Origin of the sequence: Bradyrhizobium australiense, assembly GCF_013114825.1 — a bacterium.
GTDB lineage: Bacteria > Pseudomonadota > Alphaproteobacteria > Rhizobiales > Xanthobacteraceae > Bradyrhizobium > Bradyrhizobium australiense.
In genome coordinates, this window is record NZ_JAAVLX010000008.1 from 187,724 (window position 1) to 212,010 (window position 24,287).

Sequence of the window (24,287 nt, forward strand, 5' to 3'; positions counted from 1 at the left end):
TGGAGAATTCGCATCCGCCGTATAGCAGAGGCCGCTTTTGCGCTGCAACCACGAGAACGGGCGGCCGCGAGACCTTTCGGTCACCCCCCGCCCGAACAGACAAGATTTTGTGTGCGAAGCACAGATTTCTTGCGCAAAGCACCCTGACGAAACCATTTTTGCCCCCTTACGTAGTCCTCCAGAGACAGTCGGGGGATGTAGTCGCGGCCGGAACATCGGGAGGCCGTGTCATGTCGACCACCGAAAATGACCGCGCCGGATCGGAAAGCTGGGATCCGGCCCTCTGGTCCATCGGGACCGTTCTCGGCGTCGCGATCGTCTATCTCGCCTGCTTAACCTGACCGAACGGGAGGAGAGCCATGTCCCGGGCTAAAATCCTGCAGGAAAAGGCGGAAATGTTCGAACGCCGTGCCGAAAATGCGACCGATCCCATCTCCAGGCAGCACTACAAGGAGATGGCCGCACATTACCGATCGCTGGCCGCCGAGCATCTCGATGTGAGGCGCGACGAACCCGCGCACTGAACGGACTGGTGCGGCGGCTTAGCCGGCCAACGTACCAAACCGCGCCAGCGCAGCGCCCGCGAGTGAACGGGTCAATTCCGCCGCCGCCATCTCGCGCCCCATCCGCACCGCCTGTCCGGCCCACAGATTGGTGAAATCGACCTTGCCGAGCTTTTCGGCCGCCGCCTTTAGCGGCGCGAGCGCGGTTGCGGCATGCGGGAACGCAGGCGCATCCGGCGAAATCGGTCCGACCTCGCGCATGACACGGTTGGCAACGCCACGCGCGGGCCGGCCGGTCATGACGTTGGTAATGACGGTGGAATCGTCATGCGCTTGGGCCAGCGCGGTGCGCGCAGGTCCGATCACCTTGGATTCAGGACAGCGCAGATAAGCGCTGCCGATCTGCACACCGGACGCGCCGAGTGCGAAGGCCGCCGCAATGCCGCGCCCGTCCGCAATACCGCCGGCCGCGATTACCGGCACCTTCACCGCATCGACGACCTGCGGCACCAGCGCGAACGTGCCGGGCTGCTGGGCGATATTATCCGTCAGGAACATGCCGCGGTGGCCGCCCGCTTCGGCGCCTTGCGCGATAATGACGTCGGCGCCGTTCTCTTCCAGCCAGATCGCTTCCTTCACGATGGTCGCCGACGACATCACGATCGATCCCGCCGCCTTGACGCGCTTGACCAGCGCCGGATCTGGCAAGCCGAAATGAAAGCTGACCACTTCCGGCTTCAACTCTTCGACGACGGCGCACATCGCCTCATCGAACGGCGCGCGGTTAGCGGCGCTGACGGGCGCGGCAGGATCGATGCCCAATTCCTTGTAATAAGAGCCAAGCCGCGCCTTCCATCCGGCCTCGCGCACGGGATCGGCATCGGCCGGCGTGTGGCAGAAGAAGTTCATGTTGATGGGTGTCGTGACCCGCTGGCGGATAATGTTGACCTGCTCGCGCGCCTTTTCCGCCGTGATCATCGCGCACGGCAGCGAGCCCAGCGCCCCGCCCTGCGCCGCCGCAATCACCAGTTCGGCGTCCATGATGCCGGCCATCGGCGCCAGCACGATCGGGAATTCGGTCTTGAAGAGGTCGATGATCCGGCGGTCTGGCCACATGGTTCTGCTCGCTTGAAATGAATTGATGGTGGGTGAAGGTTAGGCGGCAACGGAATTCCGCCGCCCGCCCAGTATCTGCTCTGCCTCAGTGACGATCCTGTCAACGATCTCGCCGGCCGGCGGGATATCGCGGATCAGCCCGACGGCTTCGCCCGCAATGACAGCGGCGATGTCAAAATTTCCCGCCGCCTTCGCCGCCGCATATTCCGCCGCGACCGCTTTGATGTTCTGCATCAGTTCGACCTCGCGTCCCATCCAGCGTCGCGCATGATCGTTGATCAGACAGCGGCCGGTAAACGGTGCCGGCCAGACATTGTTGCGCGAGAGATCAAAGATGATGCCGCGAACGCTGTTGCCGCTCGAGGCCGCGCAGATCCGCTGCTTGGCTTCCTCTGCCCCGTCACATTCAACGCTGGCGTAGAAGCGCGTGCCGAGCAGCACGCCGGACGCGCCCAGCATCATCATCGCCGCGAGCCCGCGGCCATCGCCGATTCCGCCGGCGGCTGCGACCGGTACGCGGCCGGCCGCGAGATCGACGATCGCCGGCACGATGTCGATGATGGTGCGCGACGCGCCATGGCCGCCGGCTTCCGTTCCCTGCGCGATCAGAATGTCGGCGCCTGCATCGAGCGCCTGCCGCGCCATCGCCTCGTCCTGAACCTGGCAAATCAACAACGTACCTGACGCCTTGATGCGCGGCGCAAAGGGCTTGGGATCGCCGAACGAAAGCATGATCGCGCGCGGCCCGGCTTCGAGCGCTATATCCAGAAGCTGCGGCTGCTTCGCAAGGCTCCAGGTGATAAAGCCAATGCCGAAGGGATCAGAGACATCGGCAAGCTTGGCCGTCTCCTGCTCCAGCCACGCCCGGTCGCCATAGCCGCCGCCGAGTATGCCGAAACCGCCGGCCGCACTGACGGCCGCAGTCAGGCGCGCGCCCGCAATCACATCCATCGGCGCCGACAGGATCGGATGCTGGATGCCCAGACGGTCAGTCAACGGCGTGAAGATCGGCATGTCCACTCCCTGAAATCTGGACAGCGATATTAGGCCGAACTATCATTCTCCAAAAATGAATACTTAAGAACGCTTCCATCTCTAAAACAAAACGGAATTCGCCATGGAATTGAGCGACCTCCAGACCTTTTCGGCCGTCGCCCGGCTCGGCGGCATCACCCGCGCCGCCGACGAACTCAACACCGTGCAGTCCAATGTTACCCAACGTGTGAAGGCACTGGAGGCCGAGATCGGCACCGCGTTGTTCGAACGGCACAGCCGCGGCATGACGCTGACCGGCGCCGGTCGCCGCCTGCTACCCTATGCCGAGCGGATGGCGGCTCTGTCGCGCGAAGCAGTGCTGGCGGCGCGCGACGATGGCGACCCGAAGGGGCCTCTCTCCATTGGCTCGATGGAGACAACGGCCGCGGTGCGCCTGCCGTCTTTGCTCGCCGAATTTCATCGCCGCTTTCCGGCGGTGCAGTTGAGCCTGCGGACCTCGACAACGGCCGACCTTGTGGCCGGCGTGCTCAACGGCACGTTCGATGGCGCCTTCGTTGCCGGTCCGATCGAGCATGCCGAACTCGACGCGACGGTTGCCTTCCGCGAAGAACTGGTGCTGATCACGGCGCGGCGCTGGCAGAGCCTCGGCGCTTTACGCGCGGGTACACCAGGCTCGGGTCCGACTGCGCTGGTGTTCCGCACCGGATGCACTTACCGGCAGCGGCTCGAACAGGTGTTTTCGGAATTCGGCTGGCCGTCTTCCGCGCGGTTCGAACTCGGTACGCTCGACGGCATGATCGGCTGCGTCGCCGCCGACATGGGTGTGACGCTGTTGCCGCGCGCCGTCGTCGGGCGGAACGACACGGTCAACGTCCACACGCTGAACCCGACGCAGGCGCGCGTCGAGACACTCTTCATCACCCGTCGCACTGCCCATCAATACAGCGCCCTGCGGGGGTTTGTGTCTTGCCTGAACGGCAATGGCGAGGTTATCGCCGCCTGACATACCAGCGCCGCAGCGCGACCCCGGCCCAGATCGCCTCGATGAAGCCAAACGGCCAGGCGCCCTGCAGAAATCCATACGCCGAGCCGAGCACACATGCGCCGGCGAAGGCGAGAATAAACAAGTGGCTGCGCTCCTCTAGCGCGTAAGCCACCAGCATCGCGGTCACCGCGAATAAGCCGAACAGGTTAAGTGCGTCCATCGTCATCTTCTCATCCCGCGTTCAGTTCACCCCACGCGAAATTGCTGACCGCCTTCGCTCAGTCGGGACAGCTACCCGCCCAAAACTCCAGCGCCACGACGGCACTCAACCAACAAAGATACGTTCGACCAGCCAGTAGGTGCCGATCACCGCCACCGCCAGCGAGGCGATCCGCGGGGTCAGCCGCGCGCCGCGACCGCGTGATAACCACATCAGCGCCGGCAGGAAGACGACCACGAAAATTAGTTGCCCGATCTCGACGCCCACATTGAAACCCACCAATCCACGCGCCAGTGTCGCCCCCTTCAGGCCGAGTTCGCCAAGTACGGAGGCAAACCCGAAGCCGTGCACAAGGCCGAAACCGAAACTCCATATCCACCGCCTCCTGTCGGGCTCGGCCGCGAAAAGATTCTCCAGCGCCACCCAGACGATCGTAGCCGCAATCAGCGGCTCGATGACGCGGTCGGGAATCGTAAAAATGCCCAGTGCCGCGACCGACAGCGTCACGCTGTGGGCCAATGTGAAGGCCGTGACGATGCGCACTACCGACCACGCACCTCGCGCGGTGGCCAGCAGCGCAACCAGGAACAGCAGGTGGTCATAGCCGGTGAGAATGTGCTCGATGCCGAGCTTGACGAAGTCGAACCAGCCCGTCGCGACGGTGCGGTCGATTTCCACAGTGACAGATCTCGACTCCTCCCCGAAAATCACCTGCCGCTCGCCGCTCGGCGTGCGAAGATTGCCGAGGGTTTGGTAGTGCTCGCCCAGAAAGGCGCGCCAGTCCTCGGTGATATCGAGACGGCCATGTGAAGAGTCGCAGGTGAAGTCGATCTCGATTGTTGCGCGGGTCTCGTTGGTGCCGGCGCCGCCAATGCGCACCCGTCCGGCCCGGCAGTGTCCGCCGTCGAGGGCCACTGTGACGCTCCTGCGCGCCGCTTCGGCCGCCACTTCCGCTGCTCCACGATCAGCATTGGCGGCGGCAGTGAGGATCTCCGCCGAGGCTGCCGGCAGTTCAGGCAAGGCGAGCGAGAGCGCGTAGAGCATCCGGCCGCCAGTGAATTCGATGCGCAATAGTCCCGTGGTGGTTACGTGCGCAAGCGCGCCGCAGCAGCCAATAAGCGTCAGCCAGAGGAGTGCCCATGGCGCGAGCCTCATCGTCACGGTGGGCCTCCCGCCCGCTCCCATTCTTCGAGAACGAAGGCCGGCAACAGTGCGATCTCCTGACTTCCGTCAAGCCTCGCATAGTGCGACAGGCCCATCGGATTGGTGCTGCCGAACGAAATCGCGAACACCGAAGCGCCGGGTCCGCTGACAACGACCCGAAGCCGGGGTGGCGCGAGACCGAACTGCGCCACGCCGACCCGCGCGACTTCCGCCTCCGTCAAGACGCGATCCGGTCCCGAGTTTCGAAGCAGCTTGAGCGCGCTGTCGAGGCGCGCCTCGAAGCCTGCCGCGGCTGCGCCTTGCGTCACGCGCCAGCCGGATTGCGTGCGCACAAAATGCCAATGGCCGCGCGAGGCGATTACATCGACCTCCCGCACGTCCTCGACCGGAATCGTCATCAGCCCCTTCGGCACGAAAGGCTCAAGCCCTGGACCACCGCGTCCGCCGGTAAACGCCAGCGCCGCGAGTATCCCCGTAGCGCCGAGCGCGGCAGCTGCCCAGGCCAGCCGGTTCATCGCCGCCACCACCACATCGCGCTGCCGGCGAATGCTATGAGCCCGGGAATAAGTAGCACCGTGACCAGGAAGATGCCGCGCATCTGTTCGCCGGTGAGCGAGACCGTTGGAAGGACTTCGACCGGTGGTTTGATCGCCGGCGCTCGTTCCTCACGCGTGAGCCACGCGAGTCCGGCCAACACGGCATCCGAGTTGGCCAGATAGGGAAAGAAGGAATTAGAGGCGAAATCGGCATCGCCCGCGACAATCATGCGGAAGGCAGCCGCCGATCCGTGCAATCGCCCCTCGGCGGCGAGTGAGATGATCTGTGATGCACGCGGACCCGAGTTGGCCTTTGTCCGTTCCCCGAGACGATTTGCGATGACGTAGCTGTCGGCGCTGCTGGCGGCTAGTGGCGTCACTTTGACGCCCGGCGCCGGCAAGACCTCCAGCGGCCGCGCGCCCGGATAGAACGATAGCGCCAGCCCGCGCGTGGCAGGGTGGGAACCGTAGCGCGATACGGCAATCATCTGCTCGTCGGTGAAGTAGTGCTCGGTCGGATCGACGATCACGCCGTCACGCACTGCGATGCCGGCGCTCGCAAGCAGCGCCGCGATGCTCTCGTCGAGGGTATAGTCCGGCTCAATCAGGAACATCGCAGAACCGCCGCGCTCCAGATAGCGGCGCAGCACGTCAGTTTCGCCGGAGCTGTAGGGGGTCCGCGGGTTGGCTTCGACCATCGCCGCACAATCATCCGGGATCGGCTGGCCGGTGGCGAAGGAAACCTTGCGGGCGACCAGGCCGAGCTTCTCGATGGCACGCCTCAGTCGGCCGAGACCGTGCTGTTCCATCAGCACCACACCAGTGCCGGAGGCATCGTGGCTGTGGTTGTGGGCACCTTCGAAATGCGTGTGGAACTCAAAATTGTCGATGTCGTATTGACCGTGCCCCGACGCGAAACAGATCACGATCTCGCGCGTGCGTAGCAGCCTCAACACGCCAAGCGCGATCTCGCGATCGTCGGTGGTGATTACTTCGACGCGGCGCTCGTCAAGCCGCAGCACGGCGGAATTGTAGGTTCGGACGCCCTGGCTGCTGGCCAGCGCCGGATTCTGGTCGGCGTCGATCAACTGCACGCTAAAATTCCCGTTCAGACGCTCGAGCTGTCGCAGCATGGCGCCTAGCGCGCGAGCGGCCTGATTCTGCTTCTGGTAGAAATAGACCACCTCGATGCGCCTGCTGAGCCTGCGCACGACCTCGCGCGACTCCGCCGACGGCGTGAAAGACTTTTCGTGGGTGAGATCGAGATGGGCGTCGTGGCGAAAGAGCGCCACATTGGCGAGGATCGTGACTGCCACGGCGGCAACGGCGACAAGCGTGGCAGAGGCAATGCGGCTGGTGAAGGCAAGCCGCGCCGGCACCTTTAAGCCGGCAGCAAACAGCACCACCAGCGCGAAAACTACTCCGGCAAGCCAGCTCAGATTGATCCAGTCGAGCGATTGCAGCGGCTCGAGCAGATTGTGAAGAAAGCTCGTGTCCTCGGCCGGCAGGTCGTTCGAACCTTGCTGGTCGCTCATCGCTGCGCAAGTCCCCAGGTGGTGAGGAAAAGCGCAAGCATGCTCGCAGTGACGAAATAGCCGATGTCCGACAGGAACACCGAACCGCTGACCATCGGCTTGAAGTGGCCTATCAAAGAGAGGTTAATTGCAAAGCTGTCGAACGGGGGTGGCAGAAGATAGGACACCGAATCGGCAAACCAAAGCATCAGGAACGCGCCGATCGACAACGCCGCGGCCACGACTTGGCTCTCGGTAATGCTGGACATCAGGAGACCGACGGCGACTAGCAGCGAGGCGTGGAGCGCGAGCGCCAGATACCCGGCATAGATCGGTCCCCAATCCGGTTCGCCGTAGCGGCCGAGGATCGCGGCGTAAATAAGCGTGAGCGCGAAAATCCCGAGCACGAGCGTCAGCGTAGCGGCATATTTCGCCACCACGACCGAAAGCTCGCTAACCGGCGCAGTAAGCAGCAATTCCAGCGTTTCCGACCGTCGCTCTTCGGCGAAGGTGCGCATTGTCAGCACGGGGACCAGCAGAATCGACAGCACATACATCTGGTGAAAGATATATTGGAGGTTCGCTACCTTGGTGACGAACAGCGTCAGGCTGAACGTATAGCCCAGCACGAGCAGGAATACGGCCGCAACCGTATAGCCGATCGGCGACGTCAACGTGGCGTTCAGTTCCTTGGTGAAGAGGATGCGCAGCGTTCTCATGTCAGCGACAAAAACCAGCTCTCGAGATCCGGGGTGTCCGCCATCACTTGGACGCCGAGTAACCGGCCGTCGAGCATTACTGCCACGCGGTCGGAAGTCTTCTCCACCTCACTGAGGACATGCGAACTCATTAGGACCGTGTGGTGCCCGGCCAACGAGCGGATCAACTCTCTCATTTCGATGATCTGGCGGGGATCAAGTCCGTTAGTCGGCTCGTCGAGGATGAGGATATCGGGATCGTGGATCAGTGCCTGTGCAAGCGCTGCCCGCTGGCGATAACCGCGGGACAGCGCCCTGGTCGGCTTGTTCACGACAGCGCCCAATGCGAGCCGGTCGACCACCCGTTCCACGGCGGCGGCGACCGCCGGTTCGGGCAGCCCACGAAGCCGCGCCATGAATGCGAGGAATTCGCCGACGCGCATCTGGCGATAGAGAGGTGCCGATTCCGGCACATAGCCGATACGCCGTCGCACCGCGAGCGAGTCGCGGACTGTATCGAGGCCTGCCACCGTGAGCCGCCCGGCGGAAGGCAACAGGTAGCCCGCAAGCAGCCGCATAAAGGTGGTTTTGCCGGAGCCGTTCGGTCCCAACAGGCCGAACACCTCGCCGCGGCGGATGTCGAGCGTCAGCCGGTCAAGTGCTGTGACCGAGCCGTAGCGTTTGCTTACGCCGACAGCCGAAATGGCAGGAATTTCCGTCGCTCGGGTTGGCGCATTATCCCGCAGCGCCGCGTCGATTGACGAGATGGTCATGCAGCGTCCCGAAAGAGCAGCGGCTGCCCAGCGGACAAGCTTGCTGCCGCGTCGCTTCGGCGGGCTACCCTGGAATCTGGCGCGCGCGCTCCGCCTGGCACAGCCCGCGCCGGTTCAGCTTTCAATCGTAGAATTCGGGCGCTTTCTTCGTCGCCTTGAAGACCTCTGGATCGTGCCCGTAGAAAATCTGCGCGTTGTTGGCGTCGCGCACGAGCCGAATGCGCTGATAGCTTCGATAGGCGTCGCCCGGATTATTTGTGCCCGGGATCGGCGGGATGAGGTTCTTATCGAGGTTTTCCTTGAGATAGACCACGTCGCTGGTGAGGATGACCGAGCCGGTCTTTGGCAGCTTCACGACCACGAACTGGCTGCCAGGGGTATGGCCGGGAGCACGCATGATGCGCACCGAACCGTCGTCGAACAGATCCAGGTCACCATTGAGCCGGATGATGTTCATCTTCTTCGTGTCGGCGAAATCGCCCGGAATGTAATAGACGGAGAAGCCGACATCCGGCCACCAGGCAGCCTTCAGCTCGTCCTCCTGTGCAACGAGGGTCGCATTCGGAAACTGGCCGACGTTACCGCCGTGATCGAGATGCAAGTGCCCGACGACCACGTATTTGATGTCATCGGTCTTGAGGCCAATTTTGGCAAGCTGCGCCGGAATGGCGTCATCCTTGGTCATCTTGAGGCCGAAGCCCTTGGCCAGCGGTCCCCACCACCCCTCGGGATCGGTGATTGTCTTGTCGTTGTTTCCGGTGTCGATGATGACGTTGCCCTTGGGATGCTTGAGCACGTAGAAGCTCACCGGTGCCCAGTCGATATTGCCTTGCCCGCCCATCTGCAAGGCGGCCTTCGGGAAGCCTCCCAGCGAACCGGATGTGAAGACGTAAAGCTTCGGGCCCTCCTGTGCGAGGGCCGGCGCGGCCACGGCCGCAAGGCTGAGCGCGGTAACTAGACTCAGGGCAACATGCTTCATCGTCATAGCGTGTCCTCCTTTGCCTTGTTTTACGGGCTGTCTATGCAGCCACTATGCATCGCCTCGACGCGGTCGAGGCCAGCCACCTGAGAATAGATTGGGCCCCACCAAAAGCAAGTTGGGAATGCCATTTGAAAATAGGCCACTCTCGGTCAGCGCCGTTTTTTGCCGGCCTTTCTAGCCTTCAGCACCTCCACCTGGCTGCAATAGATATTGGCCATACTCACAAAAACACGCTGGGACCATGTCCAAACGACTCCACCCCCGAGGCCTAGTGGCAGGCTCGGCACGCGGCCAGAACCATCATCTCTTTGAGCGTTCCCGTTACATTGGACATTGGCTATGATTTTGCTTGTTTCGAGGTTGACATAGGCGCTCTACCGTCCAGTTTTTATGCAGGAGGCGCCTATCTGCCGAGACGACGGTAATGAAGGAAACAAAGTTCTTCCGTAAGCAAGCTGACAAGGCTGAACGCATGGCGCGGTCTGCCTCGGACGTTGAGATCGCTCAGAATTTCCTGAACATGGCGCGGGGCTATCGTGCTCAGGCTGAAGTCTTGAAGGCTAAGAAGAAGGCTGAAAAGAAAAGACGCTAGTTCCCGATCCAGTAACGCCACGGAGGCAGCTATGGGCAAACTCACTGCTGTTGTTCTTGCGGGGGTATTTTTCAGCAGGGTCGCTGGATCTGGCGATAGCTGATCAACCAGGATCGGACTGGATGCCAGCACAGCAGGTCATCGAGAAAGCCCTCAAGGCGGGCTATACGCAGGTCACCAAACTTGAAGCCGATGACGGCCGCTGGGAAGGCGAAGGCATCAAGAACGGTCAGAAAATGGATTTCCGTGCCGACCCCAGGCGTCATCAACCTCGAAAAACCAGACGACTGACGCTACGATCGGCTTTGCGCGCATAACGCGCCGGTGTTATGCGGGGGCATGCCCGCCCCGGTTCTCCCCCTGATCGATGCCGTTACGCACTGGCCCACGCGCGGCGCCCTGATCGGCCTCGACCTCGGCACTAAGACGATCGGCGTGGCCGTATCCGATCCCGACCGAAGGCTGGCGACCGGCGTCGAGACGATGCAGCGCAAGGCCTTCAAGGCCGATGCAGCGCGGCTATTGGCGATAGCAGGCGAGCGCAACGCGGTCGGCTTCGTACTTGGCCTGCCCATCAACATGGACGGCAGCGAAGGCCCCCGCGCGCAATCGACCCGCGCCTTTGCCCGCAATCTTTCGAACCTCACGAACCTGGCAATTGGGCTATGGGACGAGCGGCTATCGACCGCGGCGGTCGAGCGGGAGCTGATCGGGATGGACGTCTCCCGCGCCCGCCGCGCCGAGGTGATCGACGAGCACGCCGCGATCTTCATCCTGCAGGGCGCGCTGGACCGGCTGGCGAAGCTGCGCGGAGATCGCTGAGCATGGCGGTCGTGATCGCGGCGCTGCTGCCGGTGTTTTTGCTGATCGTGCTCGGCTTCATCCTGAAGCGGACCCTGATCCGCCCCGAGACGCAATGGCATGGGCTGGAACGGCTGACCTATTACGTGCTGTTTCCGGTCTTGCTGGTGCAGACGCTGGTCAAGGCGGACCTGAGCACGGTGCCGGTGGCCGGCGTCGGCGGCGCGCTGCTGCTCTCGGTGCTGCTGATGTCGCTGCTCTGCCTAGCGCTGCGCCCTCTGCTCGCGCGCTTCGCCGTCGATGGCCCCGCATTCACCTCGATCTTCCAGGGAGCGACGCGCTGGCAGACCTATGTCGCGCTCGCCGTCTCCGGCAATCTGTTCGGCGATCTCGGGCTCGCGCTGGCGTCCGTCGCGATGGTCGCCATCATCCCGCTGGTCAATGTGTTCAGCGTCTCCGTGCTCGCCCACTACGCTTCGCCGGAAAAGCGTTCGGCTGGCGCCATCGTCGCGACCGTGGCGCTCAATCCCCTGATATGGGCCTGCGCCATCGGGTTGGCGCTCAACGTCACCCACATCCCCCTTCCAAAACTCTGGCATGAGGTGGCCGATGCGCTTGGACGTTCCTCGCTCGCCATCGGCTTGCTGGTGACCGGCGCCGGCCTGCACCTCGAAGGCATGTTCCGGCCGAGCCTCGCCGCCTCGGTGGCGTTGGTCCTTAAGCTGATCCTGATGCCTGTGATCGCGGTTGCACTGGCGCTCTGGTTCGGTCTGTCGGGGTCGAACCTTGCCATCGTCACGGCCTGCGCGGCGGTACCGACATCCTCGTCGGCTTACGTGCTGGCGCGCCAGATGGGCGGCGACGCGCCGCTGTTGGCCCAGATCATCACGCTGCAGACGATTCTGGCGGCGGTGACGATGCCGATCGCGATTGCGCTGGCGGCCATGTGCTAGTTGGAGCCAGCCAGCCAGAAGGTCTGGATGGTCGCCGCCAGATTGTTGATGCCGTGCAGCACGATGGTCAGCCAGGTCGAATTGGTGCGGTAGCGCAGATAGCCCAGTAACAGGCCGATCGAAAACACCTCGCCAAAAAAGAACCAGTCGTATTGCAGGTGCAGCGAAGTCCAGGCCAGCGACGACAGGAAGATGGCGCCGGCGACGCCGAGCCGCGATTCCGACCAGCCGCGGTAGAGAAAGCCGCGCGCGAAAATCTCCTCCCACATCGGCGCGGCGACGGAAAACGCGATCACCAATAGCCACAGCGCGCCCTCGGCCTGCGCTGTTTTCAGAACCTCGCCCATGAAGCCCGGCGTCACCTCGCGTCCGAGCGCGCGCGACAGCAGGTCCCAGCCGCCGACGAGAATGGCGAGCGCGGCGAGGCCGATGAAGAAATTGCGCCATGAGGTCCAGCGCAGCGCCAGATAGTCGGCAAACGACATGCGTGTCGGGCGGATCGCGACCCACGTCGCCAGCAGCACCGCGGGCAATCCCAGGATGACCGAGAGCGAGATGGTAAGGCCGCCGCCGATGACACGGATCGCATCGGCGATATCGAACGATCCGCCCTGCCGCAGCACAAAATAGATGATCACCGTGAGTTGGCCGAGGAACATCGCGGCGAAGATGAACAGGCCCCACAGCGTCGTGCCCCAGAATTTCCAGGCCCGTGGCGGCCGCTGATCGGGGATCGCGGCTGGGGTTGCAACAGCACGTGCGGGGGAAAGGGAATCCATCAAATGACTTTCATGGGCCGGAGGATTATTTCGTCATGCCCGGAGCCTGTCCCGGGCATCCGCGTCTTGAGTCCGCGCCGAGACATAAGACGTGGATGGCCGGGACCCCTCTCCGCCAAAGCTTCGCCGGGCCACAAGTTGCGCTCGGCCGCCGAAGCTTCAGCGAAGGCGGCAAGCCCTGCCATGACAGCGAAAAGCGTATTCACGGCAGTGCCCGCTCCAGCAGGCCGCGGATGTCATCATTGGCCAGATCGACCGCGCCATACATGCCGGCGTGGTTGCCGGCAAGGCGGGTGGCTGCGAACAACTCCGCCTGCCGCGGCAACACGGTGTTGAGCGCGGCAGCAGCGGCCAGCAGCGCCAGTTTTTCGACCGCCAGCCGCGCCACACGCTCGCTGTCAAGCCGGTGGAACGTCTTCCCGATGAACGCGGTTGCCTCGCCCGCGCCTGGCAATCCGAGCGTCTCGCCGGTCAGTTCATGCACGATGCCGGAGGCTGCTTCCGGCTCGCGCGACAGCGCGCGCAGCACGTCGAGGCACATCACATTGCCGGAGCCTTCCCAGATCGCATTGACCGGCGACTCCCGGTAGTGGCGCGCCAGAATGCCCTCCTCCACGTAACCATTGCCGCCGAGGCACTCCATCGCCTCATAGAGGAAGCTAGGAGCGCTCTTGCAAACCCAGTATTTGATGGCGGGCGTCAGCAGCCGCATATAGGCCGCCTCTTTCGCATCCTCCGGCGCACGGTCGAACGAACGGCACAGCCGCATCACCAGTGCGACCGTGGCCTCGACATGCAGTGCCATGTCCGACAGCACCGCCTGCATCAGCGGCTGATCGGCGAGATGTTTTTGGAACACCCTGCGGTGCCGCGCATGATGCAGCGCATGCGCCAGGCCCGATCGCATCAGCCCGGCGGAGGCGGTTGCGCAATCCTGCCGCGTCAACTGCACCATCTGGATGATGGTGCGGATGCCCTTGCCTTCGGCGCCGACGCGCTCAGCATAGGCGCCATGAAACTCGACCTCGGAGGAAGCATTGGAGCGGTTGCCGAGCTTGTCCTTCAGCCGCTGGAACCTGATCGCGTTGACCGAGCCGTCGGGCGCAAAGCGCGGCATGAAGAAGCAGGTCAATCCCTGCTCGGCCTGCGCCAGCACCAGGAAAGCATCGCACATCGGCGCCGACATGAACCATTTGTGTCCGGTGATGCGGTAGGTGTCCCCGTCGCGCTCCGCCCGCGTCATATTGGAGCGCACATCGGTGCCACCCTGCTTCTCGGTCATGCCCATGCCGAGCGTCATGCCGCGTTTCGTCGGCCATGGCGCAAAGCTCGGGTCATAGGAACGCGTCGCGACGACCGGCATCACCTTGGCCAAAAGATCCGGCTGTTCCGCTAGCGCAGCAACAGAGGCCCGCGTCATGGTGATCGGGCACAGATGCCCGGTCTCAACCTGCGCGGCCATGTAGAATTTCGCCGCGCGTATCACTTCGGAGGCGCCGCCGGCTTGTTTGCCTTCGGGAGTCCAAGTCGAGTTGTGCACGCCGGCATGCGCACTATGCGACATCAACTCGTGATACGCGGGGTGAAACTCGACCTCATCGCGGCGATTGCCGCGTGAATCGAAGGTGCGCAGCTTGGGCGTATTGTCGTTGGCAACACGGCCGCGCTCCGCCATCGCCGCCGAGCCCCAATGCTTGCCGAATTCCGACAGCTCGCCCTCTGCTGCAGCGCCGCCATTGGCGGCGACTGCATCGACCAGCGGACGGTCGAACGTATACAGGTCGACATCCCAAAATGGCGGCGACTGGTTGAAGACCTCGTGGGTCGAAAATGTTGCCTGGCTCATGGCTGGTCCTGGAACCGTTAAATCACTTCCGCGGGGTGATCGGGAAATCATAGGCCTGCCCGGCCGCGCCCGGCAGCGAAAAGTGCCACCACTCCTTTGAATAGTTTACAAATCCTCGCCGCGCCATCAGCAGAACCAGCTTCTCGCGCCAGCGGCGCTGGGCTGCCGTAATGGATCTCGCGGCCGTGTGCGCCTTGGCGTCGGAACAATCATAGCCGGTGCCCATGTCGACGCTGCCTTCCGGGGTGCGCAGGTTCACGTTGCCGATGCAGTCGGCATAGTCCTTGTTGGGATTGAAGGTCGCTGAATTGTCGACCTTCAGATCAACCAACGTGAGATCGAGCGCCGCACCGGTGGAATGCCCGGAACGTTCGGCGATATAGCCCAGGCGAAACAGGTCGGCCTTGCTGAACGAGGGATTGTAGCGCCTTTGCGCAGTCGTTTCCCGACCATCGCGCGACCACGCCAACATGTCGGCCACCGCACGCGCCGGGCGATAACAATCGAACATCTTCAGCGACAGGTCCTGCAGCGCGAGCTCTTTCTGAACGCTCTTCAAGAGCACGCCGACCTTGCGCTTCACCACGCATTCGGCGGCCCCATAGCCCCGCAGCGGCCTGCCGACAAAGTTGTTCGAACCGGCGTAACGGATATCCTGGATGATGGTCGGATCGACATCGCGCAGATAGACGAAACCGGCCGGCAGCTTCTGCGCCTGCGCGGAGGCGCTTGCGATGCAACCCGCTGCGAATATCGCCGCGAGTGCCATCCGCCTTCCCGCACCCCTGTCGACGGTCACGCCAGTGCCCACATGGTCCGAATGCATTGAATGAAATGCCGCACGTTTACCATGGCTCGATGTACCGCCTGCCGATCCCGGCCATCCTAGTGGAATCCGCAGGCGCGGAACACAGCGCTACCCCGTTTACCCTGCCGTCGAAGCCTTGGTGGATAAGTCCGCATGGGGGATTTGAAGCTTGCCCTGCGTGGCATCTCTGCCTATAGCTCTGGCTTTAATGACCCCTGTATCGAAATCGACCTTCGTCCTCGGGCACCGGCATCTGCTGGGAATCGAGGGGCTTTCCGCTGCCGATATTACCGGCCTGCTCGACCTTTCCGAGGAATATGTCGAGCTCAACCGCCAGGTGGACAAAAAGCGCACTTCCTTGCGCGGTCGCACCCAGGTGAACCTGTTTTTCGAGGCGTCCACCCGAACCCAATCCTCGTTCGAACTGGCGGGAAAACGGCTTGGCGCCGACGTCATGAACATGTCGGTGTCCTCGTCTTCGATCCGCAAGGGCGAGACGCTGATGGACACCGCCGTGACGCTCAACGCCATGCACCCGGATATCCTGGTGGTGCGGCACCACGCCTCCGGCGCGGTGGAACTTCTGGCGCGCAAGGTTGACGGTTCCGTGATCAATGCCGGTGACGGCGCGCACGAACATCCGACCCAGGCGCTGCTGGACGCGCTGACCATCCGCCGGAATAAAGGCCGGTTGGAAGGCCTCGTGATCGCGATCTGCGGCGACGTCATGCACTCGCGCGTGGCGCGCTCCAATATCCTCCTGCTCAACACCATGGGCGCGCGCGTCCGCGTCGTCGCGCCCTCCACGCTGCTGCCGCGCGGCATCGAGCGGATGGGCGTCGAGGTGGCGCGCGACATGCGCGAAGGCCTCAACGGTGCCGATATCGTGATGATGCTGCGGCTGCAGCGCGAGCGCATGAACGGGTCCTTCGTGCCGTCGAGCCAGGAATACTTCCACTATTTCGGTCTCGACCAGAAGAAGCTCGCTTACGCCAAGCCGGACGCGCTGGTAATGCATCCGGGCCCGATGAACCGCGGCGTGGAAATCGATTCGATCGTGGCCGACGGCGCGCAATCGCTGATCCGTGAACAAGTGGAAATGGGAGTGGCAGTGCGGATGGCGGTGCTTGAAGCACTCGCCCGCAACCTGCCGAACGCGTAAATCATGCTGACCGACCGCCGCCCGATCCTGCTGGCTAATGCCCGCGTCGTCGATCCCTCCAGGGATCTTGACGGCCCCGGCGACGTCCTGATTGCCGACGGAACGATCCGAGACTCCAGGCGCGGCATCGGCGCCGCCGGCGTGCCCGAAGGCACCGACATCATCAATTGCGCCGGCAAGATCGTCGCCCCCGGGCTGATCGATATGCGCGCCTTCGTCGGCGAGCCCGGCGCCAGCCATCGCGAAACCTTTGCTTCCGCGAGCCAAGCGGCAGCCGCCGGCGGCATCACTACCATCATCTGCCAGCCGGATACTTCGCCCGTCATCGACAATTCGGCAACCGTCGACTTCGTGCTGCGCCGCGCCCGCGACACCGCGATCGTCAACATCCACCCTATGGCGGCCCTGACAAAAGGCCTGCGCGGCGACGAGATGACCGAGATCGGGCTGTTGAAGGCCGCCGGCGCGGTCGCCTTCACCGATGGCGACAAGAGCGTCACCAACGCGCAGGTGATGCGCCGGGCGCTGACCTATGCGCGCGATTTCGACGCGCTGATCGTGCACCACACGGAAGATCCTGATCTCGTCGGCGAAGGTGTGATGAACGAAGGCGAGTTCGCTGCGCGACTTGGGCTTGTCGGCATTCCCAACGCTGCCGAGGCGGTGATGCTCGAGCGCGACATGCGTCTCGTGGCCCTTACCGGCGGGCGCTATCACGCGGCCTCGCTATCGTCAATCGAGTCGCTGGAAATCCTTAAGCGTGCACGCGACGCTGGCCTCGATGTCAGCGCTTCGGTGTCGATCAACCACGTCACGCTGAACGAAAACGACATCGGCCCATATCGTACCTTTCTGAAGCTTTCGCCGCCGCTGCGCACCGAGGAGGACCGCCTCGCCCTGGTCGCAGCCGTCGCCTCCGGCCTGGTCGACGTGGTGATGTCCGATCACAATCCGCAGGACGTCGAGGTCAAGCGGCTGCCGTTCGCGGAAGCAGCGTCCGGCGCGGTCGGGCTGCAGACCATGCTGCCGGCGGCGCTGCGGCTGATCCACAACGGCGAGATGGATTTCAAGACGCTGATCCGGGCGATGTCGACCCGCCCGGCGGAACTGCTGGGCCTGCCCGGCGGTTCGCTGCGGGCGGGTTCCCCGGCCGACGTGATCGTCATCGACCCGGATACGCCGTGGGTGCTCGATCCCGCCGACCTTAAATCGCAGTGCAAGAACACGCCGTTCGACGAAGCCCGCTTCTCGGGGCGCGTCGTGCGTACTATCGTGGGCGGGCGGACAGTTTATGAACACGTCTGATTCGTCAAAAACAGGCCGCGGTGGGAGCTACCGCAATGTCTGAGGCATTCCTCGTCGTCGCCTTCCTGATCGGATATCTCCTCGGGTCAATTCCCTTCGGGATGGTGCTGACCAAAGTCGCGGGCACGCAGGACCTGCGCTCGATTGGTTCTGGCAACATCGGTGCCACCAACGTATTGCGCACGGGGCGCAAGGGCCTCGCCGCTGCGACGCTGATCGGCGATATGCTCAAGGGCACGGTTGCGGTGGTGATCGCAGGCTATTTCGGCGGTGCCGATGCGGCGATGCTGGGCGCGCTAGGCGCATTCCTTGGTCACCTCTTCCCCGTTTGGCTCAAGTTCAACGGCGGCAAAGGCGTCGCCACCTATATCGGCGTGCTGATCGGCCTGTTCTGGCCGGCTGCCGTGATGTTCTGCCTGATCTGGTTAGCCACCGCCCTCACCACGCGCTATTCGTCGCTATCGGCACTGGTCGCTGCGTTTGTCACGCCGCTGTTCCTGTGGTGGTTCGGCCATCCGGCGCTGGCGTCGCTGTTCGTGGTACTGACGCTTCTCCTGTTCTGGAAGCACAGCGAGAACATCAAGCGGTTGCAAGCCGGGACCGAAGGACGCATCGGGGCGAGGTAGGCGTATTGCCGGAGGGCGGATTAGCGCAGCGTAATCTGCCGATGGGGCCAGATAACTTGGCGGATTAAGCTGCGCTGATCCGCCCGACGAGAGCTTGCTCCACAAATCGCGCCGCGGCCAGCGCCTGGGCATCAGCGCCGTATCTCGCAATCACCTGCACGCCCACCGGCAAATTGACTCCCGCGACAAAAGCCGGAACGTTGACGCAGGGCACGCCCATCAGGGTCCACAGCCGGTTGTAACGGGCGTCGCCGGTCGAGCCCAATCCCTTGGGCGCCGCGCCAGGCGCCGACAAGGTCAGCAGCACATCGACATCGTCGAACACTTTTTCCAGCGCTTGTCTGGCACGGTTCGCTGTTCCGATCGCCGCGTCATAGGCCGCAGGTGTTGTGTCCCTGCTCTCGTCCAGCTTGGCCCGCAAGAGCGGCGCCATCGCGTCGTAATGTTCACGGTATTCCCAGGCGAGCGCGCGATGCGCCTCGAACTCCTGAATGACCGGTTGCGCCGACCATGCCTCGGCGACAATCCTGGGCAAGTCCAACGCGCGCACCGGCGCTCCGGCTTTCTCCACCGCCCGCGTCGCAATCCGCAATGCCTCGTCGCCTGACATTTCCGGCGCGCCGGCGAAATCCTGGGTCACGACACCGATGCGCGGCGTTGGAATCGTGGGTGGAAGAAGCAATTCGGGCCGGCCGGTCATTGCGGCAAGCCCGCGCGCGACGTCATCGACGCCGGCCGCGAACAGCCCGACCGTATCGAGCGTCCACGAGTAGCATTTGACGCCGACCGTCGGCAGCAAGCGGTAGGACGGCTTGATTGCGGCGACGCCACAGAACGAAGCCGGTCGGATCACCGAACCGCCGGTCTGCGTGCCCAGCGCCAGCGGAATCATGCCGGCCGCCATCGCGGCGGCCGAGCCCGATGACGATCCGCCGGGTGTATGGCCCTTGTTGTGCGGATTGAACGTCGGCGTCGGATCGATGGAGGCGAATGCCGTCGTCGTGGTCTTGCCGATGATGCTTGCGCCCGCCTGCTTCAGCATCATCACTACCGCCGCGTCACCGCGCGGCCGATATCCCCGGTAGATCGGCGAGCCCATTTCGGTCGGAAAATCCGCCGTATCCATGATGTCCTTGATGCCCACCGCGATGCCCTGCAGCGGTCCGGCGCTTGCCGCGCGCACATTTTCGGCACGGCAGACGAAAGCGCCAATGGTCTTGTCCTGTGCGGTGATCGCTTCCAGCGACTGCGCGACGGCGGCGTCGGGTGAAAGTTCGCCGGCATCGATGCGGCGCTGGAGGTCGGCGAGAGAGATCATCGGGGCACTTTCTATAGTGACAAGGCAGGTTACGGAGCGCGCCGGCGCTGAGCAAGCGGAAGAGCCCACCATCAAACCAGTTGATCGCAATCTCAGGTTGGGCAAAGCTGCGCTCGCATGCACGACCGGACACCTCAGACACGCCACCTCACCGACGCCGACCGGATCGACCGGCTGCGGCTGATCCGCAGCGACAATGTCGGCCCGCGGACCTTTAACTCGCTCATCAGTCATTTCGGCAATGCGCGCGCGGCGCTGGAGCGACTGCCTGATCTGGCGCAACGTGGCGGCGCTGTGCGTTCGGGGCGCATCTGCAGCGAGGAGGAAGCGCGGGCTGAGATCGCTGCGGCGAGCAATATCGGCGTCTCGCTGGTGGCGCCGGGCGAAGCCGCCTATCCGCCGCGGCTGGCGACGCTCGACGATCCGCCGCCGCTGCTCGGCGTGCGCGGTGCACCTGAGGTGCTGATGCGGCCGATGATCGCGATCGTCGGCTCGCGCAACGCTTCCGGCGCCGGATTGAAATTCGCTGGTCAACTAGCGCGCGATCTCGGCGACGCCGGCTTCGTCGTCATCTCAGGCCTGGCACGCGGCATCGATCAGGCCGCACATCGCGCGACGATCCAAAGCGGCACGGTCGCGGTGCTGGCCGGTGGCCACGACCGGATCTATCCACCCGAGCACGCGGATTTGCTCACGGCGCTGCTCGAGCATGGCGGCGCGATTTCCGAAATGCCGCTCGGCCATGTACCGCGCGCCCGCGACTTTCCCCGCCGCAACCGCCTGATCTCGGGCGCCTCGCTCGGCGTCGTCGTGATCGAGGCCGCGCATCGGTCGGGATCGCTGATTACGGCGCGGATGGCGGCCGAACAGGGCCGTGAAGTGTTCGCGGTGCCGGGCTCACCGCTCGATCCGCGCGCCGCCGGCACCAACGATCTGATCAAACAGGGCGCGGCGCTCGTCACCGAAGCCAGCGACGTCATCAACGCGGTTCAGCCGATCCTGGAGCGACCGGTCATGCTCGAGACCCGCGAAGGCGACGAGCCGCTCGACTTCGACACCGATCCAGGCGAACGCGAGCGCGTCGTTGCGCTGCTGGGGCCGAGCCCGGTCAGCCTCGACGATCTGATCCGGATGTCGGGCCTCTCGCCCACCATCGTCCGCACGGTGCTGCTCGAACTCGAACTGGCGGGCCGCCTGGAGCGCCATGGCGGCGGGCTGGTGTCGCTGATCTAGATTCTTGTTTTGACGCGTTTTCTTAACGCGAACCGGCGTCCACTTCGCTTGAAAACGCTTTAGGCATTATCATTGCGCGCGTCGAACTTCATCCTCGCGTGCTGGATCTCCGGCTGATGCTCAATCGCCCATTTGCCGAGGGCCTCCACCGGCTTGGACAGGCCACGGCCGAGATCGGTCAATTCATAGTCGACGCGCGGCGGAATGGTCGGAAACACCGTTCGCGTCACCAGACCATCTCTTTCCAATCCGCGTAGCGTCAGCGTCAGCATGCGCTGCGAGATGCCGCCGATCATGCGCTTGATCTCGTTGAAGCGCTTGGGCCCATCGCCAAGCATCATGATGACGAACACGCTCCATTTGTCGCCGACCCGCGCCAGCACGGAGGCGGCGCCGCGACAGTCGCTGTCGATGTGAGGACCGGCTGGCAGGGCAGGCACTTTTTTGTGCTCGGGTCTCATAGGTGTGCTCGGGTGTAAAAAATGTGCGTTCTTGCGGGGGTTTGCCACGGTCACTCATATAGCGCCAGTTACAAACCTATACCAAAGGGTGACCACTACCATGAAACTCCTGCATCTCGATTCCAGCGTTCTCGGCCCCCACTCCGTCAGCCGCCAGGTTTCCGCGGCGATTGTCGACCGCCTGCGCCAATCCACCCCCGGCCTCGAAGTCAGCTACCGCGATCTCACGCTGACGCCGCTGGCCCATCTCACCGGCTCGCACCTCGCCGCCGGCCAGGGAGCGGCCCCGGAAGCTTCCTTGCGGGAGGATATCGCCGCCGGTCAGGCCATGCTGGAAGAATTTCTGGCCGCCGACATCGTTGTGATCGGTGCGCCCATGTACAATTTCACGATTCCCAGCCAGCTCAAGGCCTGGATCGACCGCATCCTGGTCAAGGGCAGGACGTTCAAGTACAGCGCGCAAGGCGTCGAAGGGCTGGCCGGCAACAAGCGGGTCATCGTCGCGATCTCGCGCGGCGGCTATTACGGCTCGGGTACGCCTGCCGCGCTGGGCGAACATCTCGAAACCTATTTGCGCTGGGTGTTCGGCTTCATGGGCATCCGGAATCCGGAATTTATTTTCGCCGACGGCATCCAGGTCGGTCCGGAGCATCGTGAGAAGGCCGTGGCCGGCGCGCTGAAAGCTGCCGGCGAACTGGCCGCGGCCTAGCGCGAGGCGATAGTGGCTGCCGTCACGGCGTGTGATGGCAGCCACTTTCGCTCAATCGAAACGCCGGTCAGTACCAGATGCCGTGCATACGGCCGATAACGACGACCAAGGAGATCAGAAGGCCGATACCCGAACACAGGGCGATTGAAACAAGCTGAGCGACGTCCGAATTTTGTGATGCCGATGAAGAGATGCCAGCGGTTTTCGCCATGACGGCTCTCCGGTTTTTGGTGATCCAAAAACTCCCGTCTTGAAATGTCTGCCAACTAAGCCCGAGGTTCAATGCGCTTTCCGGCTCAGCGCCAATCCGCCGCAGCCGATCAGGACGGATGATAGTCTGTATCAGGGCCTGCTGACCGGCATCGTTATCTGCCGAGGCTTAACCTTTATCCCCGATAGATCGGCGCGCCGCTCGGCGACGCCGTGGCGCCGCCGTCGACGAACAGTTCCTGGCCCTGCACATGCGCAGAATCGTCTGACGCCAGGAACAGCACCGTCCTCGAGATATGATCGGGTTCGCCGATCCGGCCGAGCGGCGTCGATAAAGCAATCCGCTTTTCAAACGCCTTTTCGGCTTCGGGCGTTGCGATCGCCGCCCCCCAGATCGGCGTGCGGATCGCACCGGGCGCCACCACGTTGACGCGGATACCGCGCGGCGAGAGTTCCGAGGCCATGATCCGCGCCATCGCCCGCACGCCGGCCTTCGCTGCGCCATAGGCCGAATAGCCGGGAATGCCGAGCACGGAGATCACCGAGCCGTTGAGAATGATGGAGGCGTTGTCGTTGAGATGCGCCAGCGCAGATTGCACGGTGAAGAACACGCCGGTGAGGTTGGTGCTGATGACCTTCTCGAAGATCTCAAGCGTTGAGGCACCAAGCGGCGTGCCGCCGGCGATGCCGGCATTGGCGAACAGGATGTCATACTTGCCGAACTTTTCGGCCCCCTTCCCGATCGCAGCTTCGGTCGCCGCGATGTCGGTGGCGTCAGCCGCGAGCGCAAGCGCGTTGGGGCCCAACTCCTTCGCAGCGGCATCGAGCGTCGTCTGATTTCGTCCGGTTATGACGACCCGGGCGCCTTCGGCCACGAACAGCTTTGCGGTCGCAAGACCGATGCCGCTGTTGCCCCCTGTGATCAACGCCGTCTTGTTCGCGAGCCGCATGGCCGTCTCCGACAGTTGCATTATTAAACTAGATTGCTTACGTAAGGCACCTGGTTTAATATTGCAACCACACAAAGCCGTGATCGGTCTCAAGCCGATCGGAGACTGAAATGGTGAAACGAACCAGCTTTGAGCACGACGATTGCCCGATCGCGCGGTCGCTGGATGCGATCGGCGACTGGTGGTCGATGCTGATCATTCGCGAGGCGCTGTTCGGTGTCAGCCGCTTCGGCGAATTCCAGAAGAGGCTGGGCCTCGCCAAGAACATCCTCGCGGTGCGGCTGCGCGCGCTGGTCGATCAGGGCATTCTGAAAACCGCGCCCGCCTCCGACGGCAGCGCCTATCAGGAATATCTGCTGACGCCGAAGGGCCGCGGCGTCTTCCCGATCCTGGTCGCCCTGCGGCAATGGAGCGAAGAATTCGACGAGCACCCGGAAGAGATCGCCAGCATCCTGGTCGACAAGGAAAAGGGCCGGCCGGTTCGCAAGCTCGAACTTTACTCGCAGGACGGCCGGTTATTGGGTGCGGGAGATACAGCGTTGAAGCCGCGGACGGCGGTGAAGCAAAACCGGCGGGTTAGGGCGTAGCGACGTTCTTCTCCGTCTCGCCGTTCTTACGGTGAGAGGGTCGGGGTGAGCGGCTTTCTCAAGGAGTCGCGAATGCGGATGGTCCGGTACCCCCTCACCCGGAGACATCGCTGTCGCGCTGTCTCCGACCTCTCCCCGCAAGCGGGGCGAGGTAAGCAACCTCTCACGACAGCTTGCGTTTGCTGCGGGTGCGCAGCCGGTCTTCCGCCTCGAGTTGCGCCATGCCCAGCAAGTGACTGAGCACCTCGAGCCGATGGCGCTCCGCGAGCTTGACCAATTCGGCGACGGTCTCCGCAATGAAGGCCACGGCCTCGTCCGGGCCGCCCTCCTCGCCTCGTTCCTCTCGTCCTTCGGTTGGCGATTCCGGTTTTTTGCCCGAAGCCTTCCGCTTCCGGCCGCCCGCAGCCTTGCTCAAAAAATTTGCATCCCAATGACACAAAATATTGCCCAGAAATAACCC

General features: G+C 63.5%; 29 protein-coding genes. 12 read left to right on the forward strand and 17 right to left on the reverse strand.

Annotated features, from left to right (window positions below; genetic code table 11):
• The first annotated feature begins 359 nt into the window (after positions 1–359).
• Complete coding sequence (locus HCN58_RS24950) at positions 360–524, forward strand: hypothetical protein (RefSeq protein ID WP_171582029.1); 165 nt, start codon at positions 360–362, stop codon at positions 522–524.
• An 18-nt stretch (positions 525–542) separates the two neighbouring features.
• On the opposite strand, the gene HCN58_RS24955 is transcribed toward HCN58_RS24950, so the two are convergent.
• Both HCN58_RS24955 and HCN58_RS24960 read right to left on the reverse strand, forming a co-directional pair.
• Positions 543–1,619, reverse strand: coding sequence for an NAD(P)H-dependent flavin oxidoreductase (locus HCN58_RS24955; protein ID WP_171582030.1), 1,077 nt, complete (start codon positions 1,617–1,619; stop codon positions 543–545).
• 39 nt (positions 1,620–1,658) lie between these two features.
• Entirely contained in the window at positions 1,659–2,633 is a 975-nt protein-coding gene (locus HCN58_RS24960) for a nitronate monooxygenase (protein WP_171582031.1), read from the reverse strand.
• Positions 2,634–2,736: 103 nt separating this feature from the next.
• Here HCN58_RS24960 and HCN58_RS24965 point away from each other — a divergent pair, with 103 nt between their 5' ends.
• Positions 2,737–3,618, forward strand: a complete 882-nt coding sequence (locus HCN58_RS24965; protein WP_171582032.1) for a LysR family transcriptional regulator — start codon at positions 2,737–2,739, stop codon at positions 3,616–3,618.
• On the opposite strand, the gene HCN58_RS24970 is transcribed toward HCN58_RS24965, so the two are convergent.
• From HCN58_RS24970 to HCN58_RS25000, 7 genes are all read right to left on the reverse strand, one after another.
• Entirely contained in the window at positions 3,605–3,820 is a 216-nt protein-coding gene (locus HCN58_RS24970) for a hypothetical protein (RefSeq protein ID WP_171582033.1), read from the reverse strand. The two genes, HCN58_RS24965 and HCN58_RS24970, sit on opposite strands and share 14 nt — an antisense overlap.
• 105 nt (positions 3,821–3,925) lie before the next feature.
• Entirely contained in the window at positions 3,926–4,864 is a 939-nt protein-coding gene (locus tag HCN58_RS24975; RefSeq protein WP_171582034.1) for a HupE/UreJ family protein, read from the reverse strand.
• A gap of 113 nt (positions 4,865–4,977) precedes the next feature.
• Positions 4,978–5,499 (reverse strand): hypothetical protein, encoded by a 522-nt coding sequence (locus HCN58_RS24980; RefSeq protein ID WP_171582035.1) that lies wholly within the window; start codon positions 5,497–5,499, stop codon positions 4,978–4,980.
• Positions 5,496–7,055: a GldG family protein gene (locus tag HCN58_RS24985; RefSeq protein WP_171582036.1), complete on the reverse strand. Its 1,560-nt coding sequence runs from the start codon at positions 7,053–7,055 to the stop codon at positions 5,496–5,498. The genes HCN58_RS24980 and HCN58_RS24985 overlap by 4 nt, the downstream gene beginning before the upstream one ends.
• Complete coding sequence (locus HCN58_RS24990) at positions 7,052–7,753, reverse strand: ABC transporter permease (RefSeq protein WP_171582037.1); 702 nt, start codon at positions 7,751–7,753, stop codon at positions 7,052–7,054. The genes HCN58_RS24985 and HCN58_RS24990 overlap by 4 nt, the downstream gene beginning before the upstream one ends.
• Complete coding sequence (locus tag HCN58_RS24995) at positions 7,750–8,505, reverse strand: ABC transporter ATP-binding protein (protein ID WP_171582038.1); 756 nt, start codon at positions 8,503–8,505, stop codon at positions 7,750–7,752. The genes HCN58_RS24990 and HCN58_RS24995 overlap by 4 nt, the downstream gene beginning before the upstream one ends.
• A gap of 121 nt (positions 8,506–8,626) precedes the next feature.
• Positions 8,627–9,490: an N-acyl homoserine lactonase family protein gene (locus HCN58_RS25000; protein ID WP_171582039.1), complete on the reverse strand. Its 864-nt coding sequence runs from the start codon at positions 9,488–9,490 to the stop codon at positions 8,627–8,629.
• 421 nt (positions 9,491–9,911) lie between these two features.
• Here HCN58_RS25000 and HCN58_RS25005 point away from each other — a divergent pair, with 421 nt between their 5' ends.
• The 4 genes from HCN58_RS25005 to HCN58_RS25020 are packed head-to-tail and all read left to right on the forward strand — an operon-like array spanning position 9,912 to position 11,833.
• Positions 9,912–10,079 carry a hypothetical protein gene (locus tag HCN58_RS25005; protein ID WP_171582040.1) on the forward strand — a complete coding sequence of 56 codons (168 nt, stop codon included), beginning with the start codon at positions 9,912–9,914 and terminating at the stop codon, positions 10,077–10,079.
• A 56-nt stretch (positions 10,080–10,135) separates the two neighbouring features.
• A complete protein-coding gene (locus tag HCN58_RS25010; RefSeq protein ID WP_376701214.1) occupies positions 10,136–10,396 on the forward strand; it encodes a PepSY domain-containing protein in 261 nt (86 codons plus the stop codon).
• Between the two features lie 22 nt (positions 10,397–10,418).
• Positions 10,419–10,901: a Holliday junction resolvase RuvX gene (gene ruvX / locus HCN58_RS25015; RefSeq protein WP_171582042.1), complete on the forward strand. Its 483-nt coding sequence runs from the start codon at positions 10,419–10,421 to the stop codon at positions 10,899–10,901.
• A gap of 2 nt (positions 10,902–10,903) precedes the next feature.
• Positions 10,904–11,833: an AEC family transporter gene (locus tag HCN58_RS25020; RefSeq protein WP_171582043.1), complete on the forward strand. Its 930-nt coding sequence runs from the start codon at positions 10,904–10,906 to the stop codon at positions 11,831–11,833.
• Here the strand turns inward: HCN58_RS25020 and HCN58_RS25025 are convergent.
• The 3 genes from HCN58_RS25025 to HCN58_RS25035 all read right to left on the reverse strand — a co-directional run bounded on the left by HCN58_RS25025 (position 11,830) and on the right by HCN58_RS25035 (position 15,227).
• Positions 11,830–12,612: a CPBP family intramembrane glutamic endopeptidase gene (locus HCN58_RS25025; protein ID WP_171582044.1), complete on the reverse strand. Its 783-nt coding sequence runs from the start codon at positions 12,610–12,612 to the stop codon at positions 11,830–11,832. The two genes, HCN58_RS25020 and HCN58_RS25025, sit on opposite strands and share 4 nt — an antisense overlap.
• Before the next feature lie 202 nt (positions 12,613–12,814).
• Positions 12,815–14,458, reverse strand: a complete 1,644-nt coding sequence (locus HCN58_RS25030; RefSeq protein WP_171582045.1) for an acyl-CoA dehydrogenase family protein — start codon at positions 14,456–14,458, stop codon at positions 12,815–12,817.
• Between the two features lie 22 nt (positions 14,459–14,480).
• Positions 14,481–15,227, reverse strand: a complete 747-nt coding sequence (locus HCN58_RS25035; protein ID WP_171582046.1) for a M15 family metallopeptidase — start codon at positions 15,225–15,227, stop codon at positions 14,481–14,483.
• A gap of 247 nt (positions 15,228–15,474) precedes the next feature.
• Here HCN58_RS25035 and HCN58_RS25040 point away from each other — a divergent pair, with 247 nt between their 5' ends.
• From HCN58_RS25040 to plsY, 3 genes are read left to right on the forward strand one after another with little or no spacing between them, the layout of a single operon-like run.
• Positions 15,475–16,428, forward strand: coding sequence for an aspartate carbamoyltransferase catalytic subunit (locus tag HCN58_RS25040; RefSeq protein ID WP_171582047.1), 954 nt, complete (start codon positions 15,475–15,477; stop codon positions 16,426–16,428).
• A gap of 3 nt (positions 16,429–16,431) precedes the next feature.
• Positions 16,432–17,733 carry a dihydroorotase gene (locus tag HCN58_RS25045; RefSeq protein ID WP_171582048.1) on the forward strand — a complete coding sequence of 434 codons (1,302 nt, stop codon included), beginning with the start codon at positions 16,432–16,434 and terminating at the stop codon, positions 17,731–17,733.
• A 35-nt stretch (positions 17,734–17,768) separates the two neighbouring features.
• Complete coding sequence (plsY, locus tag HCN58_RS25050; RefSeq protein ID WP_171582049.1) at positions 17,769–18,359, forward strand: glycerol-3-phosphate 1-O-acyltransferase PlsY; 591 nt, start codon at positions 17,769–17,771, stop codon at positions 18,357–18,359.
• A gap of 64 nt (positions 18,360–18,423) precedes the next feature.
• Here plsY and HCN58_RS25055 read toward each other — a convergent pair whose 3' ends face one another.
• The gene (locus tag HCN58_RS25055) at positions 18,424–19,677 is read right to left on the reverse strand and encodes an amidase (RefSeq protein WP_171582050.1); all 1,254 of its coding nucleotides are present in this window, start codon (positions 19,675–19,677) and stop codon (positions 18,424–18,426) included.
• Between the two features lie 117 nt (positions 19,678–19,794).
• Between HCN58_RS25055 and dprA the strand changes: the two genes are divergently transcribed.
• Positions 19,795–20,910: a DNA-processing protein DprA gene (gene dprA / locus HCN58_RS25060; protein ID WP_171582051.1), complete on the forward strand. Its 1,116-nt coding sequence runs from the start codon at positions 19,795–19,797 to the stop codon at positions 20,908–20,910.
• 59 nt (positions 20,911–20,969) lie between these two features.
• Here the strand turns inward: dprA and HCN58_RS25065 are convergent, their stop codons facing one another.
• Positions 20,970–21,371, reverse strand: coding sequence for a winged helix-turn-helix transcriptional regulator (locus HCN58_RS25065; protein WP_171582052.1), 402 nt, complete (start codon positions 21,369–21,371; stop codon positions 20,970–20,972).
• Positions 21,372–21,471: 100 nt separating this feature from the next.
• Between HCN58_RS25065 and HCN58_RS25070 the strand changes: the two genes are divergently transcribed.
• Positions 21,472–22,080, forward strand: coding sequence for an FMN-dependent NADH-azoreductase (locus tag HCN58_RS25070; protein WP_171582053.1), 609 nt, complete (start codon positions 21,472–21,474; stop codon positions 22,078–22,080).
• A gap of 67 nt (positions 22,081–22,147) precedes the next feature.
• Here the strand turns inward: HCN58_RS25070 and HCN58_RS25075 are convergent, their stop codons facing one another.
• Positions 22,148–22,291 (reverse strand): hypothetical protein, encoded by a 144-nt coding sequence (locus HCN58_RS25075; RefSeq protein WP_171582054.1) that lies wholly within the window; start codon positions 22,289–22,291, stop codon positions 22,148–22,150.
• 175 nt (positions 22,292–22,466) lie between these two features.
• The gene (locus tag HCN58_RS25080) at positions 22,467–23,240 is read right to left on the reverse strand and encodes an SDR family oxidoreductase (protein ID WP_171582055.1); all 774 of its coding nucleotides are present in this window, start codon (positions 23,238–23,240) and stop codon (positions 22,467–22,469) included.
• Between the two features lie 110 nt (positions 23,241–23,350).
• On the opposite strand from HCN58_RS25080, the gene HCN58_RS25085 reads away from it, so the two are divergent.
• Positions 23,351–23,827: a winged helix-turn-helix transcriptional regulator gene (locus HCN58_RS25085; RefSeq protein ID WP_171582056.1), complete on the forward strand. Its 477-nt coding sequence runs from the start codon at positions 23,351–23,353 to the stop codon at positions 23,825–23,827.
• A 163-nt stretch (positions 23,828–23,990) separates the two neighbouring features.
• Here HCN58_RS25085 and HCN58_RS25090 read toward each other — a convergent pair whose 3' ends face one another.
• On the reverse strand, positions 23,991–24,242 hold the full coding sequence (locus tag HCN58_RS25090) for a hypothetical protein (RefSeq protein WP_171581864.1): 252 nt from the start codon (positions 24,240–24,242) through the stop codon (positions 23,991–23,993).
• Positions 24,243–24,287 lie beyond the last annotated feature (45 nt).

What these genes read in the sequence shown, in the direction of transcription:
- HCN58_RS24950 (WP_171582029.1), top strand. Translation starts at nt 360, where the DNA reads ATGTCCCGGGCTAAAATCCTGCAGGAAAAGGCGGAAATGTTCGAACGC.
- HCN58_RS24955 (WP_171582030.1), bottom strand. Translation starts at nt 1,619, where the DNA reads ATGTGGCCAGACCGCCGGATCATCGACCTCTTCAAGACCGAATTCCCG.
- HCN58_RS24960 (WP_171582031.1), bottom strand. Translation starts at nt 2,633, where the DNA reads ATGCCGATCTTCACGCCGTTGACTGACCGTCTGGGCATCCAGCATCCG.
- HCN58_RS24965 (WP_171582032.1), top strand. Translation starts at nt 2,737, where the DNA reads ATGGAATTGAGCGACCTCCAGACCTTTTCGGCCGTCGCCCGGCTCGGC.
- HCN58_RS24970 (WP_171582033.1), bottom strand. Translation starts at nt 3,820, where the DNA reads ATGGACGCACTTAACCTGTTCGGCTTATTCGCGGTGACCGCGATGCTG.
- HCN58_RS24975 (WP_171582034.1), bottom strand. Translation starts at nt 4,864, where the DNA reads ATGCTCTACGCGCTCTCGCTCGCCTTGCCTGAACTGCCGGCAGCCTCG.
- HCN58_RS24980 (WP_171582035.1), bottom strand. Translation starts at nt 5,499, where the DNA reads ATGAACCGGCTGGCCTGGGCAGCTGCCGCGCTCGGCGCTACGGGGATA.
- HCN58_RS24985 (WP_171582036.1), bottom strand. Translation starts at nt 7,055, where the DNA reads ATGAGCGACCAGCAAGGTTCGAACGACCTGCCGGCCGAGGACACGAGC.
- HCN58_RS24990 (WP_171582037.1), bottom strand. Translation starts at nt 7,753, where the DNA reads ATGAGAACGCTGCGCATCCTCTTCACCAAGGAACTGAACGCCACGTTG.
- HCN58_RS24995 (WP_171582038.1), bottom strand. Translation starts at nt 8,505, where the DNA reads ATGACCATCTCGTCAATCGACGCGGCGCTGCGGGATAATGCGCCAACC.
- HCN58_RS25000 (WP_171582039.1), bottom strand. Translation starts at nt 9,490, where the DNA reads ATGACGATGAAGCATGTTGCCCTGAGTCTAGTTACCGCGCTCAGCCTT.
- HCN58_RS25005 (WP_171582040.1), top strand. Translation starts at nt 9,912, where the DNA reads ATGAAGGAAACAAAGTTCTTCCGTAAGCAAGCTGACAAGGCTGAACGC.
- ruvX (WP_171582042.1), top strand. Translation starts at nt 10,419, where the DNA reads ATGCCCGCCCCGGTTCTCCCCCTGATCGATGCCGTTACGCACTGGCCC.
- HCN58_RS25020 (WP_171582043.1), top strand. Translation starts at nt 10,904, where the DNA reads ATGGCGGTCGTGATCGCGGCGCTGCTGCCGGTGTTTTTGCTGATCGTG.
- HCN58_RS25025 (WP_171582044.1), bottom strand. Translation starts at nt 12,612, where the DNA reads ATGGATTCCCTTTCCCCCGCACGTGCTGTTGCAACCCCAGCCGCGATC.
- HCN58_RS25030 (WP_171582045.1), bottom strand. Translation starts at nt 14,458, where the DNA reads ATGAGCCAGGCAACATTTTCGACCCACGAGGTCTTCAACCAGTCGCCG.
- HCN58_RS25035 (WP_171582046.1), bottom strand. Translation starts at nt 15,227, where the DNA reads ATGGCACTCGCGGCGATATTCGCAGCGGGTTGCATCGCAAGCGCCTCC.
- HCN58_RS25040 (WP_171582047.1), top strand. Translation starts at nt 15,475, where the DNA reads ATGACCCCTGTATCGAAATCGACCTTCGTCCTCGGGCACCGGCATCTG.
- HCN58_RS25045 (WP_171582048.1), top strand. Translation starts at nt 16,432, where the DNA reads ATGCTGACCGACCGCCGCCCGATCCTGCTGGCTAATGCCCGCGTCGTC.
- plsY (WP_171582049.1), top strand. Translation starts at nt 17,769, where the DNA reads ATGTCTGAGGCATTCCTCGTCGTCGCCTTCCTGATCGGATATCTCCTC.
- HCN58_RS25055 (WP_171582050.1), bottom strand. Translation starts at nt 19,677, where the DNA reads ATGATCTCTCTCGCCGACCTCCAGCGCCGCATCGATGCCGGCGAACTT.
- dprA (WP_171582051.1), top strand. Translation starts at nt 19,795, where the DNA reads ATGCACGACCGGACACCTCAGACACGCCACCTCACCGACGCCGACCGG.
- HCN58_RS25065 (WP_171582052.1), bottom strand. Translation starts at nt 21,371, where the DNA reads ATGAGACCCGAGCACAAAAAAGTGCCTGCCCTGCCAGCCGGTCCTCAC.
- HCN58_RS25070 (WP_171582053.1), top strand. Translation starts at nt 21,472, where the DNA reads ATGAAACTCCTGCATCTCGATTCCAGCGTTCTCGGCCCCCACTCCGTC.
- HCN58_RS25075 (WP_171582054.1), bottom strand. Translation starts at nt 22,291, where the DNA reads ATGGCGAAAACCGCTGGCATCTCTTCATCGGCATCACAAAATTCGGAC.
- HCN58_RS25080 (WP_171582055.1), bottom strand. Translation starts at nt 23,240, where the DNA reads ATGCGGCTCGCGAACAAGACGGCGTTGATCACAGGGGGCAACAGCGGC.
- HCN58_RS25085 (WP_171582056.1), top strand. Translation starts at nt 23,351, where the DNA reads ATGGTGAAACGAACCAGCTTTGAGCACGACGATTGCCCGATCGCGCGG.